The following is a 15,001-nucleotide window of genomic DNA, read 5'->3' as shown; positions in this document are numbered from 1 at the left end:
TCAGTGGCATTTGAACCGGTCGAACGGTTCGAGGCACGACCGGCACCGCCATTGCGCCTTGCACGGCGTTGATCCGAAGCGGCTGACCTCCACCGTGTCGGTCGACCCGCACTGCGGGCAGGTCGCGGTCGGCGACAGGCTGGGCGGTGCGATGCCATAGGCTTGGAGCTTGGCCTTGCCGCCCTCGCTGATCATGTTGGTCGACCAGGGCGGTGTCAGCACCGTGTCGACCGCCACCGAGCGAAACCCCGCCGCATCAAGCGCGCCGCGGATCGCCATTTCAATGGCGTGGGTCGCCGGGCATCCCGAATAGGTCGGCGTGATCACGACGCGGTCCGGCTCGATCGCCCGGACGATGCCAAGGTCGAGAACGCTCAGCACCGGGATTTCCGGATCCTCGACCCCGGCCAAGACCTCGCGCAAGGCGGCCGGATCGGCCACTAAACCCGCTCGATCGCCAGCGCGATTCCCTGGCCGACCCCGATGCACATGGTGGCGAGCGCACGCCTGGCTCCGGACCGCTGCAACTCTTCGGTAGCGGTCATTGCCAACCGGGCGCCGGACATGCCGAGCGGATGGCCGAGCGCGATCGCGCCGCCGTTTGGGTTCACGTGCGGCGCATCGTCGGGCAGGCCAAGCTCACGCATCACCGCCAGGCCCTGGGCGGCGAATGCTTCGTTCAGTTCGACGACGCCGAAATCGCCAATATGAAGGCCGAGGCGATCCATCAGCTTGGCGCTGGCCGGCGCCGGACCGATACCCATGATTCGCGGGGGAACGCCGGCGACCGAGCCGCCAAGAACCCGCGCCCGCGGGGTCAGCCCATGACGTTCCACCGCTGCTGCCGATGCGATGATCATCGCCGCCGCCCCGTCGTTCACGCCGCTGGCGTTGCCCGCCGTTACCGTCCCGTCAGGGCGGACAATCGGCTTCAATTGCGCCAGCTTCTCGACCGTCGTCTCGCGCGGATGTTCGTCCCGCTCGACGGTGACCGGTTCGCCCTTGCGCTGCGGGATGGTGACGGGAACGATCTCGGCCGCCAGCCGGCCGCTGGCCTGCGCCGCCGCTGCTCGGCGCTGGCTCTCGGCGGCGAAGCGGTCCTGATCCTCGCGGCTGACGCCATATTCGGCCGCGACATTCTCGGCGGTCTCCGGCATCGAATCGATCCCGAAGCGGTCTTTCATCAGGCGGTTGACGAAGCGCCAGCCGATCGTGGTGTCATACACCGCATTGGCACGACCGAAGGCGGTGTCGGACTTCGGCATGACGAACGGTGCGCGGGTCATGCTTTCAACGCCCCCGGCGACGATGAGGTCGGCATCGCCGGCCTTGATTGCCCGTGCCGCCATCGCGATCGCATCGAGCCCCGACCCGCACAGCCGGTTGATGGTCGTCCCGGGCGCGGCTTCACCCAGTCCCGCCAGAAGCGCGGCCATGCGCGCGACATTGCGGTTATCCTCGCCCGCCTGGTTGGCGCAGCCAGCAATGACGTCGTCGACATGCGTCCAGTCGACACCGGAATTGCGCGCCTTGAGCGCTGCCAAGGGGATGGCAAGCAGGTCGTCAGGCCGGACCGCGCTTAGCGAACCGCCATAGCGGCCGATGGGTGTGCGGACGGCGTCGCAGATGAAGGCGTCAGTCATGGCGCGTTCCCTGCGCCGAGCGTTCCACCTTTGCAAGGCGAGGCCATTCGGGTGCATGGCGCGAGCATGATCGACGATATTCCCAGCAACTGGCGGCGCAGCGTTGACGGCACGGCGATCGAGCGGACGCTGACCTTCGCCGATTTCAAGGCCGCGTTCGGGTTCCTGACCAAGCTCGCCGACCATGCCGAGGCGGTCGACCACCATCCCGAATTCACCTCGGTATGGAACCGGCTCGATATCCGCCTGACCAGCCACGACGCCGGTGGCGTGACGGATCGCGATGTGGCGATGGCGCACTGGATCGATGAAAAATTCAATCCATCTGGCGTTCATGCATGAAGGCCGATACACTCACCGCAATGCAAAGTTCGTTTGCCCTCACCCGCCCCGTTGGCGCCGCCCCCGCGGCGACGGCGAGCTATTATTATCCCTGCGCGGTGGAGACCGGCTGAGGATATTCGTATCTCAAACCCACTCTACCGCCCGCCAAGCCCCTGCTTCGGCGGGTTTTTTATTGCCCGAAAGGTTCACGCCCGATGATTTCCAACACCGCAATCGCCCTGACTGACGAACGATCTGGCTGGGAACGCCACGTCGTTCCGCAAAATTGGTCGCATTTCACAGAGGATGACCATGCCGTGTGGGACCTTCTGTTTGCCCGGCAGGTCGAATCGATCGGTCCGCGGCTCGTCGACGCTTTTCGCAACGGCCTGGATGTTCTTAACCTCGGCCATCCCGGCATTCCGGAGCTGGGCGAATTGAACGCGCGGCTGGAGCCGCTGACCGGCTTTCGCTGCGTCGCCGTGCCGGGCCTGATCCCCGACGAGGATTTCTTTGCCATGCTGGCGGAACGGGTCTTCCCGGTGGGCAACTTCATCCGCAAGCGGGCGCAGCTCGATTACCTGGAGGAACCCGACTGTTTCCACGACATCTTCGGCCATGTGCCGATGCTTGCCGACCCTACCGTCGCCGATCTGATGACCGAGGTCGGCCGGCTGGGCGTCGAGGCCTGCGCCGCCGGCGAGGGTCACCTCGTCGCCCGGATTTACTGGCACAGCATCGAATTCGGCCTGGCGCGCGAGGATGGCGAGTTGCGCATCCTCGGCGCCGGCCTTGCCTCCAGCTTCGGCGAATCGCACTACTCGCTGGAAGAATCGTCGATTGAACGCCGCCCGTTCAGCCTGGGCGAGGCGGTGCGAACGCCCTACCGCCACGACGCCTTCCAGCCGCTTTACCTGGTGGCCGAAGACCTGCCCGGAGCGTTGGCCGCGATCCGCTCGGCCAATCTCGAAACGCTGGAACGGCTGGCCGCGCAGTAGGCGGTCGCCTATAGGCGGTCGGGATGAGCACCCTTCCCGACAGCCGCGAATATCGCACCGGCTCCGACCCGCGCACCCTGCGCGATGCGCTGGGCTGCTTCGCGACTGGCGTTACGGTCGTCACCTGCCTCGACGCCGACGGGAACCCGTGCGGCCTCACGGCCAATAGTTTCACCAGCGTGTCGCTCGATCCGCCGCTACTGCTGGTATGCATTCATAAGAACGCCACCTGCGCCGTCCCGTTGATCGAGGCCGGGCATTTCGCGGTCAACGTCCTGCAGACCGGCCAGCAGCCGGCGTCGATCACCTTTTCGACCCGGGTGGAGGACCGCTTCGGCCAGACCCCCTGGTCCGCCGGCGAAATGGGCGCGCCGGTACTGGCCGGATCATTGTCGATCTTTGAATGCGCGCGCAACGCAGTGCACGAAGGCGGCGACCACTGGATCCTGGTCGGCGAGGTTAAGAAGGCGACGTTCGAGGCCGGACTGGATCCCCTGCTTTATTTTCGCGGCTCCTATCGTCGCCTCCATTTCGACTAGACTGGCGTCGGCCGCTCGACGGAAATCCGTGACTTCGCCCCGAACCGGCGTCAGGCTGGCGCGATGAAGGATCGGGGGGTGACGACTCGCAGCCGGCGGGCGAGGCCGGGGAGCAACGGCAAACGCCGGTAACCGACGCCGTCGGCTTCGATTTCAACTCACTGATCGCCATTGCCGACGCCCTGCCGGTGATGGTCGCCTATTGCGACGCGAACCAGGTCTATCGTTTCTGCAACAGCGGCATCGCCAACTGGTTCGGCCGCCCGCGCAGTTCGATCCTCGGCCGGAGCATCCGTGAGGTGATGGGCGAACAGGCCTATGCGGTCCGTCGCGGCGCCATCGAAGCCGCGTTGGAGGGCGAACGGCAGTGGTTCGCCGCCATCTTCGACCATCCGACGCGCGGCCAGCGCACGGTCCAGTCCGAATATGTCCCGCACGTCGGGAAGGACGGGAAGGTTGTTGGCTTCGCCCTGCTGGTCCAGGATCTGACCGAGCAACGGGCCGCCGACGCCGCAGCTCGGGAAAGCGAGACGCGCTTCCGCCGGATCGCCGACTTCGCGCCGGTGATCATGTGGGTGACCCGTGCCGACCGAACGCGCGAATTCGTCAACCGAGCCTACGCTGACTTCATGGGCTGCACTCAGGATGAGGCGCGGGACGCCAACTGGCTGGCCTTCATCCATCCCGACGACGTTGACCGGCTGACCAGGGAAAGCCTTGCGGGCGAGGCTTCACTGCAAACGTTCACGCTGGAGGGTCGCTACAAGCGCGCAGACGGGGAATGGCGGTGGCTTCGGTCGGTGTCGAGCCCACGTTTCGGCCCGAGAAGGAACTCACCGGCTTCATCGGCACGGCGATCGACATCACGCTCGAGAAAGAGGCCGAGTCTGAACTTCGCCGCCAGGTGGAGGCGCGGACCAGGGCGCTGACGACCAGCGAGCAGCGATTCCGGGCGATCGTCGACACGGTGCTGGAGGTCATCGTGCTGCTTTCGCCCGATGGCACTGTCCTCGACCTCAACCGGTCGCCCATGGCCTGGCGCGCGCCCAACCCGGAAAGTGCCGTCGGGCAGAAAATCTGGGACGCCCCGACGCTCAGCCTCTACCCGGACAATATCATGCCCCTGCGCGAATTTATCCGGCAGGCGGCCGATGGCCATCCGGTCCGGCGCGAAATCGTCCTGGAGCGGCGCGGCCATGTCGTGACCACGCTCGATTTCTCGCTGACGCCGGTCACCAACGAGAAAGGCGAGGTCGAAATCCTCGTTCTTGAGGCTCGTGATATCTCCGAGCTCAAGCTGGCCCAGGAACAGCTTCGCCAAAGTCAGAAGATGGAAGCGCTCGGTCAGCTAACCGGCGGGATCGCCCACGATTTCAACAACCTGCTGACGGTCGTGGTGGGCGGCCTCGACATGGTCCTCCGGCAGGGTTTGGACCCGAAATCGCAACGCTATGCCAAGAACGCACTGGCGGCCGCGGAGCGCGGTGCCCGCCTGACCGCGCAGTTGCTGGCATTCAGCCGAGTGCAGCGGCTGGAAGTTCGGCCGATCCACGTCGCCAGCCTGATCGAGGAGATGCGACCGCTGCTGCGCAACGTTCTCGGTCCCGGAATCGCCAAGCGCATCGAGCTTCATGACGAGCAGCGGCGCGTCATGGCGGACCCGACCCAGGTGGAGGTCGCGCTGCTCAACCTGGCGATCAACGCCCGTGACGCCATGCCCGATGGTGGCGAACTTGGCATCTCTACCCGGGCGGTGACTGTCGGCGAAGACAATGAGCTGTCGCCCGGCGACTATATTGAGCTCGAGATTCGCGACACCGGCACCGGCATGCCCGAGGAGGTGGTCGCGCGAGCTTTCGACCCATTCTTCACAACGAAGGAAGCCGGCAAAGGCACCGGCCTGGGCCTGTCCATGGTTTATGGCATGGCCCGCCAATCGGGCGGCACTGCAAGGATCGAAAGCCGTGTCGGCGAAGGAACACGAGTCCGCCTGTACTTCCGGATGGCCGACGGCGAGGAAGATGGGGTCGAGCAGGACGAAAGTCTGGTCGCTGCGGCAAAGAAGCCGCCCGCCGGCCATTCCATCCTGGTCATCGACGACGACGAACTGGTGCGGGGGATGCTGTGCGCCAGCCTGACGGAAAGCGGATTTGCCGTCACCGAGGCCGGCGATGGCCAGCAGGGCCTTGAATTGTTCAAGACGCTTAGGCCCGAAGTCGTGGTGATCGACTTCATCATGCCCGGCATGACTGGTGCCGAGGTCGCGCAACAAATCCGAGCCATCAGTCCCGGGCAGCGGATCATTTTCGTGTCGGGCTACAGCGAGACGGACGCCATCCGGCGCGTCGCCCCGGATGCCGCGATCCTGACGAAACCCTTTCTGCCCGCTGTGCTCGACCGGGCGATCCAGGCCCTGCTGGAAGATTAGGGCGCCGGACATTTCGGGGCGATCCCGCGTTGTCCTTGCATGATCGCGTTGATGCTCACCGCTCTGGACGCTGCCGCAGAGGCCACGCCGATCACGGCCCCTCTCAACCCCAAGGCAACGGAACTGGTCGAGTCAGATCCCGCCCTGAAGGCATGGGCGCTCGACAAGTTCGATTCCAACCATGACGGGTGGCTGACGATGTTCGAGGCCCAGCCGGCGATTGCCGCCTTTCGCGACATCGCGGATGCCGACCGTGACCAGCGGGTGACGGTGCACGAATATAAAGCCGCGATCGGCTTTCTACAGACCCGCTACAACGTCCGGTAATCAGCCGGCCTTGCGCTGCTGCGCGCTGAGGCCGAGCACCATCTGGTTGGCGCGCTCGTAGCTCAAGGGACGGCCGAACAGATAGCCCTGGATGGTGTCGCAACCCAGGTCGCGCATCCGCTCGAAATCTTCGGCAGTCTCGACCCCCTCGGCGGTCACGGTCATCCGGAACGAGCGGGCGAGCTGCACGATCGACTGGATGATGGCGATATTTTCCGGTCGGCTACCGGCTTCGCGGACAAAGCTGCCGTCGATCTTCAGCTTGTGGAAGACGGCCTTGTTCAGATAGCCGATTGACGAATAGCCGGTGCCGAAATCGTCGAGCGCGATCCCGACGCCAAGGGCGCGCAGGCGCTTCAGGACGTCGAGCGTCTGGCTGCCGTCGCCGAGGAAGACGCCTTCGGTGACTTCCAGTTCGATCCGGTTGCCGGCGACCTTGTGGCGGGCGAGCGCCTGGCTGACCATGTTGGGCAGCGACGGAAGCACGATCTGCTTCGGACTGATGTTGAGCGCGACGGTGATCGGCTCCGGCCAGCTCGCGGTGGCACGGATCGCCTCCTCGATGACCCATTCGCCCAGCTGCATCATCAGGCCGCATTCTTCGGCGATCGGGATGAACACCGGCGGCGGGACAAGCCCGCGCTGCGGGTGGTTCCAGCGGATCAGCGCCTCGAAACCGATCAACTTCTGGTTCTTGGCCGACACCAGCGGCTGGAAGACGAGGTGGAATTGCTTCGCCGCGATGGCGTTGCGCAAATCGGTTTCCAGGCGGATGCGGTCGTCCTGCTCGTTCTGGAGCTCGGCCGAGAAATATTTGGCGACTCCGCGGCCTGCGTCCTTGGCTTCGTAGAGCGCCAGGTCGGCCTTGAGGATCAGGTCGTCGACCGTCGCGCCGTCGATCGGCCCGAAGGCGCAGCCGATCGACACCCCGATGCGGATTTCGGTCTGGTCGATCATGTACGGCTCGGCGATCGCCTTGATGATGCGGTCGGCGAGGCCTTCGACCTTGCGGCGGGACTGGGCGTCGGTGATGACGATCGCGAACTCGTCGCCACCCATGCGGCCGACATGCCCGTCCGAGCTGACTTCGTCGCACAGGCGCTTCGCCACCGCTTGCAGCACGGCGTCGCCCTTCGGGTGACCGAAGGTGTCGTTGACCGGTTTAAATCCGTCGAGGTCGAGAAACATGATGGCGCACGGCACATTCGACGTGGTCGCGACACGAAGCGATTCGCCGAGCAACTGCCGGACCCGGCCGCGATTGGGCAGACCCGAAAGCACATCCATGTTGGCGAGATGGGTCAGCCGCTCCTGGGTTTGGCGAACCTCGGTGATGTCACTGCCGACACCGCGAAAGCCTTCGAAGCGGCCGGCGGTATCGATGATCGGGTCGCCCGCGATGGAAATCCAGCGCGGTCCGCGCGCCGTCTTCAATTCCATTTCGAGCGAGTTGAACGCCTGCTTTTCCAGCAGCACGCGGCCAAGCTCAGCATGGCCGCCGAGAAGCGAGGGCAGCGAATGACCGAGAATTGCCGACGACGGGCGGCCCAGCAGGGCGGTCATGCGGCTGGAGATGTAGGTGACCCGATTGTCGCTATCGACCTGCCACAACCAGCCCACGCCGCGCTGCTCATATTCCTGCAGAAGCAGGCTGGCGCTGGCCGATTGCGAGCCCACGTCGGCGTTGGTCTGGAGCTGGTGGAAGGCCCATCGCGCGACGGTGTGGATACCGAATACAGCGACGCCCATCGTAAAGACGATCGACAGCATGTGCTGATAGGGGACAGCGTCGCGCGCGTTGAACAGCACGAAGCTGATCGCCCCGACGAAGCAGGCCATCCACACCGATACGCTGGTCGGAATCACGACCAGGCCGAGCGCGGCGATACCCACCGCCGCCATCAACGAGGCCGTGATGATCTGGATATCGGCCGGAAGCGAGGAGAAGAAAAAGACCGGCAGGCTGAGATAGAGCCCGGCGCGGACCAGGACATCGCCGATCAACTGCCACGGCGGCACCCGCCGGCCAGACCGCCCGACATGGGTGATTGCCTGGTGACGGGCCAACTGCAACGAACCGAAATTGACACCGCCGATCGCCGCGGCCCAGCCCAACAGCCACATCGCCGGGACATGACCCCACAGGGCGAGCGAGGTGAGGACGACGGCAAAGACGTTGGCACCAGCGAAGAAGGGCGCGAAATGACCGCGGGCGATCAACTGAACGTCGCGCAGTGACGAGTCACTCTCATCATCGCGCCCGCCATTCTGGACGAGACCCAGGGATTCCCCGCCCGGAAGGCGGGCGGAAATCATACGCTTATACCGATCCGGAGCTTCGTACATTCAGGTCCACTCGCTGGAAACTAGCGGACCGGATAGACGAAGAGCGTTTATGCGCAGTTAAAGCTGACCGGCTACCTGCGCTTAATCGCGGTTATTTCCCGGCCATGATCTTGTCGACGTCGCGGCCCACGACCGGGTGATAAAGCGACTTCGACCGGGCGTAGACACGCTGCGCGATCGGCCTGCCCCATGACGCATCGGAATAAAGCGACGTGTAGAGCGGCCGGACGAACTTGCCGCGGCCGATCGAACCGAGGAACGCTTCGAGCGCCGGAATGCCCGGATCGTAGCGATTGGCGACGACCATGGTCAGCCAGGCGAACTTCACCTCGTTGTTGCGAACGGCATTGAGGCCGAAGGCCCGGTCGAGTTCGGCCATGCGCTCGGTCGGCTGCTTCGGCGAGATGGAATCGAGGAAGCGGAGCCGCTCGTCGGTGGTCCAGCCGTTCCACTTCGCGCTGTCCGCCCTTCCGCCCGCGGTGAACGTCTTCACTGCCTGGTCGACGTCGGCGAAGGCTTGCGGATCGGCCGGGACGCTATTGGCGGGGATGCCCGGCTGGTAGACCCACTGGTCGAGCTGCATGCGATCCTCGAGCGCCTTGTCGCCCTTGATCAAATGCTGGCGAAGGTCGGCCAGGAACATCGCCGAGGTGACCGGCTGGAAGCTGTGCCGTTCGAACCAACCCTTGAGGTAGGCATCGAACTTTCCGCGCCCCGCGGTCGCTTCGAGCATGCGCAGGAACGCCGCTCCTTTTTCATAGGCAATGTCGGTCAGGCCATCGTCGGGATGCCGGCCCTTGAGGTCGAGGTGCAGGCGGCTGTCGAGCGACGCCGCTCCGCCGGCTTCGGTCACCGCGTCGTTCATGGCGGTGATGCCCAGCGCCACTTGTTGCTTGGCGACCTTCGGGCCGTAGATCGATTCGATGATCCGCCGCTCGGCGTAGGTCGTCATTCCCTCGTTGAGCCAGAAATCATTCCATGTCGCATTGGTTGCGAGGTTGCCCGACCAGCTGTGCGCCAGTTCGTGAGCGATCAGGCTGACCAGGCTCTTGTCGCCGGCAATGAAGGTCGGTGTCAGGAAGGTCAGGGTCGGATTTTCCATCCCGCCGAACGGGAAGGACGGCGGCAGAACGATCATGTCGTAGCGGCCCCAGCGGTAGGGTCCGTAGAGCGCCTCGGCGGCGCTCACCATCTTTTCGGTGTCCTCGAGCTCCTTGGCGGCGGCATCGAGCATCGATGGTTCGGTCCACACGCCGGTACGCGGTCCGAGCGGGCGGAAGGCGAGGTCACCCACCGCGATGGCGATCAGGTAGGGCGCGACCGGATTGTCCATCCGGAAGCTGAAGGCCCGCATCTTGCCTTCCGCCGTCGGCATTCCGCCGTTGGGCGCCGACATCACCGCGGTCAGCGGACTCGGAACGTGAATGACGGCTTCCCAGCTTTGGCGAATGCCGGGGGAGTCCTGCGTCGGGATCCAGCTGCGATTCTCGATCGCCTGGCCCTGGCTGAAGAGATAGGGGTGCTTCTTCCCGCGGTCTGTTCGGGCGACAGCCACTGCAGCGCGCCCGCGTCGGGAGCCGACTTATAGGTAATGACGACTTTCTTTGCGCCGTTCAGCTGAATTTCCAGAGGCGCGCCAAGATTTTCGTCGGATGCGCCGACCTTGTAGGGCAGCGGCTTGCCGTCCTGGTCGGCGACCTTGGCAATTTCGAAGCCCTTGTCGTCGAGGATGATGCTTTTCGCGCCCGGCTTGGCGAGAACGTCAAGCGTCGCGGTGCCGCCAAGGCGCTTGGCCGCGAAATCGACCGTCAGGTCGAGCGCGACGTGGGTTACCCGCGCTTCCAGCGGTTTTGCATAGCTATGAACGTCTGCCGCATCGGGCGTATCGAGGATGGGCGCGACGGTGGCGGCCGACGCAGTCGTCGGCGGTGAAGCGGTGTCGCTGGCCTGCTGACAGGCGGAAAGCAACAGGGCCGCGGCGGCCATCAGCGAACGAATTGCCATCAAACACTCCTCTTCGGGCCCGTCCTAGCCCCGGCGACAGCGATGCGCAAAGCGGGCGAGGCGATCGGACTAGGCCTAGCGCGACCACCTCCCTATATTCACCCGCAATGACCAGCCGAAGCATCGACCGTGGCCACTGAAGGCGCACGCCTGTCCGGCGACGACGCCCTGCCGCCGATCGAAGCGCCGGCGGTGACGGCGGCGGACAAGCGCCCGATCCTGTCGAAGCCGCAGGGACCGGCCAAGCCGATCTTGGAAGGCGTCGGCCTCGACCGCCCCTTCTTCGACGACAAGAATCGCGCTTTCTGGGTGCTCCAGTCGTTCGGCTGGGCGGGCTATTTCTTCCTGCGGTCGCTGTCCGGCCTGGCCAATTCGATGGGCGTCATGTTCATCGTTCACACATTGCTGCTGACGGCGACCGGCTATTCGCTGACGCTGCTGATGGCCTCGCTTTACCGGCGCCTGATCGTGATGCGGGCGCTGTGGACCGCGGTCATCAGCCTCGGCACAGTCGCTCTTGCCTCCTCGGCTTTCTCGTTCATCGAGACGTGGAGCTACGCTACGTTCCTGAAGCCCGACGCCCGACCGGCCGGGGTGGAATTCTTCGGCGCGATCATCCTCGATTTCTCGCTGCTCGCGGCATGGTCGGCGCTCTATTATGGGATCAACTATTACCTGCTTCTCGAGGAAGAGATCGACCAGCGCGCCCGCCTCGAGAGCCAAGCGTCGAGCGCGCAATTGGCGATGCTCCGCTACCAGCTCAATCCGCACTTCCTGTTCAACACGCTGAACAGCATCTCCACTCTCGTCCTCCTGAAACAGACCGAGCGCGCCAACGCGATGCTGGCGCGGCTTTCCTCGTTCCTCCGCTACACGCTCGCCAACGAACCGACCGCGCAGGTCACGCTCGCGCAGGAAGTGGAGACGCTGAAGCTGTACCTCGAGATCGAGAAGATGCGTTTCGAGGACCGCCTGAGGCCCCATTTCCGGATCGATGCAGAGACGATCGGCGCCCGCCTGCCCTCGCTGTTGCTTCAGCCGCTGGTCGAAAATGCCATCAAATATGCGGTGACGCCGTCGGAACAGGGGGCGGATATCTGGATTAATGCCACGCGGGAAGGACGCGCGGTGAGGATCGAAGTCGCCGATAGCGGACCGGGCGGGGGCGCCGGGTTGGTGTCGGCCCAGTCGACAGGGGTGGGGCTGCCCAACATCCAGGATCGCCTGAACCAGGCCTATGGCCCGGCACACGGCTTTTCGACGCGGGCGAACGAACATGGGGGATTCAGCGTTATTATCGAAATTCCGCTCGATGCGGACAGCAAGGGATAATTGATGACCATTCGTACCATCCTCGTCGACGACGAGCCGCTGGCGACCCAGGGCCTGATGCTTCGGCTGGAGGCCCACGAGGACGTCGAGGTGGTCGCCACCGCCGCCAACGGCCGCGAGGCAATCCGCGCGATCAAGACCCACAAGCCGGACCTCGTGTTCCTCGACATCCAGATGCCGGGCTTCGACGGATTCTCGGTCGTTCAGGGCCTGATGGAGGTCGAGCCCCCCCTGTTCGTGTTCGTCACCGCCTTCGGCGACCATGCGCTTCGCGCGTTCGAGGCGCAGGCGGTCGATTACCTCATGAAGCCGGTCGACGAGGACCGGCTCGCGGGGACGCTCGACCGGGTCCGCCAGCGCCTGGCCGAGAAGCGAGGCGTCGAGGAGGCCGAGCGGCTGAAGGAAGCGCTGGTCGAGCATGCGCCCGAGGCAGCCGAGACGCTGGCTGGTGAAAGCGCCGGCGAGGGACCCGCCTCCAGCCGCTTCGAAAAGATGATCAACATCCGCGACCAGGGCCAGATTTTCCGCGTCGATGTCGACACGATCGAGCGGATCGACGCCGCCGGCGATTACATGTGCATCCAGACCGGCGACAACACGCTGATCCTTCGCGAAACGATGAAGGACCTGGAAAAGCGGCTCGACCCGCGCCGCTTCCAGCGCGTTCACCGCTCGACCATCGTCAACCTCGACCTGGTCAAGCAGGTCAAGCCGCACACCAACGGCGAATGTTTCCTGGTGCTGGACAGCGGTGCGCAGGTGAAGGTCAGCCGCAGCTATCGCGACGTGGTCGCGAGATTCGTTCACTAAGGCACGGGAGCGCACGGCAATGAGCAAGTTCGAGGAATTCGCCGCGCTCCATGTGCCGGGCGATCCGATCGTCCTGTACAATATCTGGGACCCGGGCAGCGCCGTTGCCGTGGCCGCGGCCGGGGCGAAGGCGCTGGCCACCGGCAGCCACCCGGTCGGCGACGCCAGCGGCTATGGCGACGCGCACAACGTCCCCCTCGAACACGTCTTCGACAATGCGCGGCGGATCATGGCGGCGGTCGACCTGCCGCTTTCCGTCGATTTCGAGGGTGCCTACTCCACCGGTCCCGCCGAAGGCGCCGGCAATGTCGCGAGGCTCGCCGAAACCGGTGCGGTCGGCTGCAACTTCGAGGACCAGGTCGTCGGAGGCGAAGGCATCCATCCGCTGGACCGGCAGGTAGAGCGTATCCGCGCCATTCGCGAGGCAGTGGGCGACCAGTTCTTCATCAACGCGCGCACCGACTTGCTGATCAAGAACGACACCCACGACGACGCGCTGTTCGACCAGGTGATCGAGCGCGGCAAGGCCTTCGCCGACGCCGGGGCCAGCGGCTTCTTCGTCCCGCGTATCGCGGACCCGCGCCACATCGAGCGCGTCGTGCGCGAGGTGCCGTTGCCGCTCAACGCGATCGCCTTTCCCGGCGCGCCGCCGAAGTCGGAATGGATTGCCGCCGGAATCGCGCGCATCAGCCACGGGCCGTTCCCGCACCGGGCGCTGATGAAACAGCTGGAAGAAGCCGCGCGCGCCGCGATCAACTGATGCCGCGCCGGCCTGCGCCTGCTAGGGGCGCGGGCGTGACGGTCTCGCTCGAACAGCGCATCCGCGACAAGGCGGCGGAACTAGGTTTTATCGCCTGCGGCTTCGCGCGCGCCGATGCCGCGCCCCATGCCGGCGAGGGCCTGCGCGCATGGATCGCGGCCGGCCATCACGGCGAGATGGGCTGGATCGAGGACCGCGCCGAGCAGCGCGCTTCGCCGCAAGGGCTGTGGCCGGAGGCTCGAAGCCTGATCGCGCTGGCGATGAGCTATGCGCCCCCGACCGATCCGCTCGCGCTGGCCGAAGAGCGGTCGCGTGGCCGCGTCTCGGTCTATGCCCAGGGCGGCGACTACCACAAGACGGTCAAGAAGGGGCTGAAGGTGCTCGGGCGTTGGCTCGCCGACAGTGAAGGCTGCCAGCTCAAGGTGTTCGTCGACACCGCTCCGGTGATGGAAAAGCCGCTTGCCGCGGCGGCCGGTATCGGCTGGCAGGGCAAGCATACCAACCTGCTGAGCCGCGACCATGGGAACTGGTTCTTCCTCGGAATCATCTACACGACGCTCGACCTTGCTCCCGATGCCCCGGCCGTCGAACACTGCGGCAGCTGCACCCGATGCATCGACGCCTGTCCTACTGCCGCCATCGTCGCCCCGCGCCAGCTCGATGCCCGGCGCTGCATCTCCTACCTTACCATCGAGCATGCCGGCCCGATCCCGGTCGAGTTTCGCGAGGCGATCGGCAACCGTATCTACGGCTGCGACGACTGCCTGGCGGTGTGCCCGTGGAACCGCTTCGCCGACGCGGCCAGCGCCAATCAGGCCTTCCTGCCCCGCGCCGAATTGGCCGCACCGCGGCTCGCCGACCTCCTCCGGCTCGACGATGCGTCGTTCCGGGAAATGTTCTCGGGCTCGCCGATCAAGCGGATCGGGGTCGACCGGATGATCCGCAACTGCCTGATTGCCGCTGGCAACAGCGGCGATGCTGCCCTCCGGCCCGCGGTCGAAGCGCACCTTGGCAGTGGGAATCCGGTGGTCGCCGACGCCGCGCACTGGGCGATGGTACGCCTCCCCTAGCGGGCGTCGATCGCCGCTTCGCAGCCCGCGATGTCGGTGACGTCGCCCGCAGGCGTCCTTGCATCGACATGGGTCACGCGCGGCGCCCCCTGCCCGCTGGGCGCGACGTAAAGGTAGAGGTCGAGGACGCAGCTCCGCGACCGGTACTGGACCTTCGTTCCAGGGCCTTCCGCCACGGTCAGATCGGGGCGGCCGAAGCGGACCCCGATTTCTTCGGTGGAAAGCCCAATCAGGTCCCCACGCTGCGCCGGTACCTGTTCAGCGGGCTTGGGCGTCTCGACGACGGGACGAGGAGCGGTACAGGCCGCTACGAACAGCGGCAGGGTGATCAGCAGGCGACGCATCGACAGACTGTGCCGCCGCCGATCGTGGCTGGCAAGCTTGCCGCAAACCGAGTGCGCGGCTAGGCGGGCCGCCTTC

At 65.4% G+C, this 15,001-nt stretch carries 16 protein-coding genes; 10 read left to right on the top strand and 6 right to left on the bottom strand.

Features of this window, described 5'->3' with window-relative positions:
* Together paaD and pcaF are read right to left on the bottom strand one after the other, a co-directional pair.
* Complete coding sequence (gene paaD, locus H9L12_RS12860) at positions 1-441, bottom strand: 1,2-phenylacetyl-CoA epoxidase subunit PaaD (protein ID WP_223177125.1); 441 nt, start codon at positions 439-441, stop codon at positions 1-3.
* Positions 441-1,643, bottom strand: a complete 1,203-nt coding sequence (gene pcaF / locus H9L12_RS12855) for a 3-oxoadipyl-CoA thiolase (protein WP_187542054.1) — start codon at positions 1,641-1,643, stop codon at positions 441-443. Before pcaF ends, paaD begins: the two co-directional genes overlap by 1 nt.
* A 66-nt stretch (positions 1,644-1,709) precedes the next feature.
* Here pcaF and H9L12_RS12850 point away from each other — a divergent pair, with 66 nt between their 5' ends.
* From H9L12_RS12850 to H9L12_RS12820, 6 genes are all read left to right on the top strand, one after another.
* Complete coding sequence (locus H9L12_RS12850) at positions 1,710-1,985, top strand: 4a-hydroxytetrahydrobiopterin dehydratase (protein WP_187542053.1); 276 nt, start codon at positions 1,710-1,712, stop codon at positions 1,983-1,985.
* Between the two features lie 197 nt (positions 1,986-2,182).
* On the top strand, positions 2,183-2,965 hold the full coding sequence (locus H9L12_RS12845; RefSeq protein ID WP_187542052.1) for a phenylalanine 4-monooxygenase: 783 nt from the start codon (positions 2,183-2,185) through the stop codon (positions 2,963-2,965).
* 23 nt (positions 2,966-2,988) lie between these two features.
* The gene (locus tag H9L12_RS12840) at positions 2,989-3,504 is read left to right on the top strand and encodes a flavin reductase family protein (protein WP_187542051.1); all 516 of its coding nucleotides are present in this window, start codon (positions 2,989-2,991) and stop codon (positions 3,502-3,504) included.
* Positions 3,505-3,695: 191 nt separating this feature from the next.
* Positions 3,696-4,433: a PAS domain-containing protein gene (locus tag H9L12_RS12835; protein ID WP_246450751.1), complete on the top strand. Its 738-nt coding sequence runs from the start codon at positions 3,696-3,698 to the stop codon at positions 4,431-4,433.
* Positions 4,409-5,932, top strand: a complete 1,524-nt coding sequence (locus H9L12_RS13800; RefSeq protein ID WP_246450749.1) for an ATP-binding protein — start codon at positions 4,409-4,411, stop codon at positions 5,930-5,932. The genes H9L12_RS12835 and H9L12_RS13800 overlap by 25 nt, the downstream gene beginning before the upstream one ends.
* Before the next feature lie 51 nt (positions 5,933-5,983).
* Positions 5,984-6,259, top strand: a complete 276-nt coding sequence (locus H9L12_RS12820) for a hypothetical protein (RefSeq protein WP_187542049.1) — start codon at positions 5,984-5,986, stop codon at positions 6,257-6,259.
* On the opposite strand, the gene H9L12_RS12815 is transcribed toward H9L12_RS12820, so the two are convergent.
* The 3 genes from H9L12_RS12815 to H9L12_RS14260 form a co-directional block, all read right to left on the bottom strand.
* Entirely contained in the window at positions 6,260-8,575 is a 2,316-nt protein-coding gene (locus H9L12_RS12815) for a putative bifunctional diguanylate cyclase/phosphodiesterase (RefSeq protein WP_187542048.1), read from the bottom strand. It abuts the gene before it with no gap.
* A gap of 121 nt (positions 8,576-8,696) precedes the next feature.
* Entirely contained in the window at positions 8,697-10,001 is a 1,305-nt protein-coding gene (locus tag H9L12_RS12810; RefSeq protein WP_343060406.1) for a M1 family metallopeptidase, read from the bottom strand.
* 8 nt (positions 10,002-10,009) lie between these two features.
* On the bottom strand, positions 10,010-10,609 hold the full coding sequence (locus tag H9L12_RS14260; protein WP_343060405.1) for a gluzincin family metallopeptidase: 600 nt from the start codon (positions 10,607-10,609) through the stop codon (positions 10,010-10,012).
* A 249-nt stretch (positions 10,610-10,858) separates the two neighbouring features.
* Between H9L12_RS14260 and H9L12_RS12805 the strand changes: the two genes are divergently transcribed.
* From H9L12_RS12805 to queG, 4 genes are read left to right on the top strand one after another with little or no spacing between them, the layout of a single operon-like run.
* Positions 10,859-11,941 (top strand): sensor histidine kinase, encoded by a 1,083-nt coding sequence (locus H9L12_RS12805; RefSeq protein WP_187543298.1) that lies wholly within the window; start codon positions 10,859-10,861, stop codon positions 11,939-11,941.
* Between the two features lie 3 nt (positions 11,942-11,944).
* A complete protein-coding gene (locus tag H9L12_RS12800) occupies positions 11,945-12,751 on the top strand; it encodes a LytR/AlgR family response regulator transcription factor (RefSeq protein WP_187542047.1) in 807 nt (268 codons plus the stop codon).
* A gap of 19 nt (positions 12,752-12,770) precedes the next feature.
* Positions 12,771-13,511, top strand: a complete 741-nt coding sequence (locus H9L12_RS12795; RefSeq protein ID WP_187542046.1) for an isocitrate lyase/PEP mutase family protein — start codon at positions 12,771-12,773, stop codon at positions 13,509-13,511.
* Positions 13,512-13,546: 35 nt separating this feature from the next.
* Positions 13,547-14,581 carry a tRNA epoxyqueuosine(34) reductase QueG gene (gene queG / locus H9L12_RS12790; RefSeq protein ID WP_246450421.1) on the top strand — a complete coding sequence of 345 codons (1,035 nt, stop codon included), beginning with the start codon at positions 13,547-13,549 and terminating at the stop codon, positions 14,579-14,581.
* On the opposite strand, the gene H9L12_RS12785 is transcribed toward queG, so the two are convergent.
* Positions 14,578-14,925: a hypothetical protein gene (locus H9L12_RS12785; protein WP_187542044.1), complete on the bottom strand. Its 348-nt coding sequence runs from the start codon at positions 14,923-14,925 to the stop codon at positions 14,578-14,580. The genes queG and H9L12_RS12785 overlap by 4 nt on opposite strands.
* Between the last annotated feature and the right edge of the window lie 76 nt (positions 14,926-15,001).

The sequence above is a fragment of the Sphingomonas rhizophila genome (assembly GCF_014396585.1).
GTDB classification, from domain to species: domain Bacteria; phylum Pseudomonadota; class Alphaproteobacteria; order Sphingomonadales; family Sphingomonadaceae; genus Sphingomicrobium; species Sphingomicrobium rhizophilum.
This window is presented reverse-complemented; position numbering and strand designations above follow the sequence as displayed.